This is a genomic window from Kineococcus sp. NPDC059986 (genome assembly GCF_040702905.1).
Classification (GTDB): Bacteria; Actinomycetota; Actinomycetes; order Actinomycetales; family Kineococcaceae; genus Kineococcus.
On record NZ_JBFBND010000075.1, the window covers coordinates 1 to 2,924 of the forward strand.

At 68.6% G+C, this 2,924-nt stretch carries 2 protein-coding genes; one reads left to right on the plus strand and one right to left on the minus strand.

The window, feature by feature from the left end; all coding sequences use genetic code 11:
• Window positions 1-1,055: 1,055 nt before the first annotated feature.
• Window positions 1,056-1,562 carry a GNAT family N-acetyltransferase gene (locus tag AB0637_RS24880; RefSeq protein ID WP_366175471.1) on the minus strand — a complete coding sequence of 169 codons (507 nt, stop codon included), beginning with the start codon at window positions 1,560-1,562 and terminating at the stop codon, window positions 1,056-1,058.
• A gap of 167 nt (window positions 1,563-1,729) precedes the next feature.
• On the opposite strand from AB0637_RS24880, the gene AB0637_RS24885 reads away from it, so the two are divergent.
• On the plus strand, window positions 1,730-2,473 hold the full coding sequence (locus tag AB0637_RS24885; RefSeq protein WP_366175472.1) for a nucleotidyltransferase domain-containing protein: 744 nt from the start codon (window positions 1,730-1,732) through the stop codon (window positions 2,471-2,473).
• Window positions 2,474-2,924: the final 451 nt, after the last annotated feature.

Sequence of the window (2,924 nt, forward strand, 5' to 3'; positions counted from 1 at the left end):
GTGAACTCTGACCTCACGATGCAGGCCTTGACTGCCTGACTGCACGGAGCATCACGCGGCGAACGTCGTACACCACCTCTGAGGACTTGACCCCGCCTTCGTTGTCGACGTCGAATGTCGCTGTAGACGTCAATTCCGAACCAACCGGCGACGCCGACCAACGACCAGGTCAAGGCATCAGCCCATGACCACCAGATGCGCAGCACCAGCGCGATCACTACGAAGCCGAGGGCGTCGACGACACCTGAGATGACCCAGCCTCGGACAGTTCTCGGAGCTTCGTCAGCATCGTCGTGCACGAGATCACCATCGCGCATGTCGCTTCTCCTGCGCAGCGACGTCGTCTGACCAGCGGCCTAGCCCTACCGAGAGTGGCGTCCGACGACCGTCCGCATCTCGTCAAGACCGCGACGTCGCTGCCGGCTCAGGACCGCGCACAACGCGGGATGACCGTGAGGTCTCGGCCGTGTGCTCCTTGATGGCTACCGGTCGTCGTGGCGATCATGTGGAGGGTCTGAGGGACGCGGAGCTGCATCGCCTGCGGATGGGCACGATGAGGAGATGAGTCGTACCGCGCGTATCGCAGGCTGGGTCCTGCTGGTCGTGGCTGTGGTGCTGCTGGTGTTGACGTGGCGGGTCTTGCGTTCGCCGGTGGTCGAGGCAGATGGAACCCGGTGCGCTTCGGTGTGGCACGTGCATCGCCATGGTGGCCAGGTCTTCGGGGGCATGCTCTCGAGTGCTGAGCGCCAAGACGTCGCTGAGCGGTGCTCGGCTGCCGGTGCGTCGGGCTGGCGAGAGGCGCAGGGCTTCGGGCTCGCTGGAGGCGCCTCAGCGCTGGTGGGCGCGGTGGTGCTGGCGGGAAGTCACCGGCGTCAGCAGAGACTGTTGCACCGCTGACGTCTGGGACGTTGCACCCAGAGAGCGCGAAACCACGCGCATCGCGGGGATATGCAGGTGATCTTCGCTCTCGACTTGCACCCGGACATCGGCACGAGGGCGACGTCGCCGCCAGCTCAGGACCGCGCACAACGCGGGATGACCGTGAACTTCGGTCGTTACAGCGACTCGACCCAGTGATCCGGCGCGACGTCTGGCCGGTGCGGCACCGGGCGTTGCTCCTCGCGCCACCCGCCCGGGCCGAACGCCACCTCGGCCACTGCCCGCCAGAAGCGGCCCGCGGTGGGGTTGTCGTGCTGGAACGCGATGGACCAGGGTCCGAGGTGGCGGCCGAGGACGTCGAGGGCCAACTCTTGGCCGAGGCCACCGCGGCGGGCGGTGGGAGCAACCCAGAGGGCGGCCAGCCCGCGTCGTTGCCGGGTCAGCCCTTCCACGAGGGCGAAGCCGACCGGGGCCGGCTCACTGGTCTTCGGGTGCGGGCGCCACGCCAGGTACGCGGCGTGGTCCTCATCCGGCCCGGGAGGGAGGTCTTGAGCCCGGTAGCGGCCGTCGGGGTAGGGCAGAGCGGAGACGGCCAGGGCGAGGTCGTGGCGGAAGCACTGCCACAGCCACGGCAGCACCTCCCACTCCTGGCCGTGAACGGGACGGACGTCGATGGAGGCCACGTCGACAGCCTCTCAGTCATGCTGCGGCGCACTGTAAAGCACACGCACCGCGGGATGACCGTGTGATGGCCGCGCCGTCGGCGCGGCGCGGACAACGGCACGACCACGGCGGCCCAGGCATGCTCAGACACGTGACCTCAGACCAAATCTTGAACCAGCGACCGCAGGTGAACGCCCGTGCCCTGGCCGTGGTCACCGCCTACGCCGAGGCGTTGCGGGACTGCGTCGGTCCCGATGAGGTGGTCGGGGTGTACCTGACCGGGTCGGCAGTGTCCGGGGAGTTCGACGAGAGCGTCAGCGACATCGATGTGCTGACCGTGCACCGCAGCCTGGGCGAGCGCCTGCCGCAGCGGGCAATCGAGGGTCTGCACGAAGAACTGGTCGCGGTGCTGCCGTGGGCTGAGCGGTTGGAAGTCGCCTACCTGCCCCGAACGGGGCTGCGTGCGTGGGGTGTACAGGGCCAGTGCCTGTCCTGGTCGGCGGCCGGGCTGCGGTTGGGTGAGAGCCACGTCGCCTCCGACGACGTCTTGGCCGCGCACCTGTACGCGGTGGTGGTGGCCGGACTGCCTACGCGTGAGGTGTTCCCGCCGGTGAGCGGTGAGCTGTTCGCCCGGCAGACGCAGGAGTACCTCGCCGACTTGTTGTCGCGTCCAGCGCCGGGTGATGACGGTGGGGTGGCTGCTGATCGGATCGCGAACATCGCGCGGTGCCTGCAGCGGTTGGCGACTGGTGGGTTGGGGTCGAAGTCATCAGCGTTGCGGTGGTGGGCTGCGCGCGATGAGGAGCTGGCCGCGGTGGTGCAGGTGGTGGGGCCTGCTCGCCGCGGTGAGGTGGAGGCGCAGAAGCGGTGCGTGCAGGGGCTGGCGATGGTGGTCGAGCGGGCGAAGACGGCCAGCACCGACCTGCCCTGAGCGCGCGGATTGTCCACGCGCACCGCGGGATGACCGTGACGTCGCACCGGGTGGTGCGCGACCGCCGCAGCTTGCGCGGCGGCCTTGGCCGCGTTGCGCGCCCTGCAGGTGCGGCAGCGACGGAACCGGTCTGCCCACGCGCGTAGCCAGCGTCCTGGCCGGGCGCGTCCTAGCTGGGGCCACCTTGTCCCTGGACTTATTCGCTCAAGATCGCACCGTGCTGCAGCCCTGCTGAACGGCTCTCTGCGCTAGGGCGGGGGCGCCAGCAGCTGCGCTATCTATCCGCTGGCTCTGAAGGGGTCGCGAGCGCTCCCATCTCGAGTGCTCGCCAGACCAGGTGGGCCCGGTTGCGGACGCTCCAACGGTGCATGAGCTCCGAGAGGCATCGACTTATCGCACCGTCGGAATAGTGCAACCGAACCCCGATTTGATGGTTGGTCAGGCCATTCGC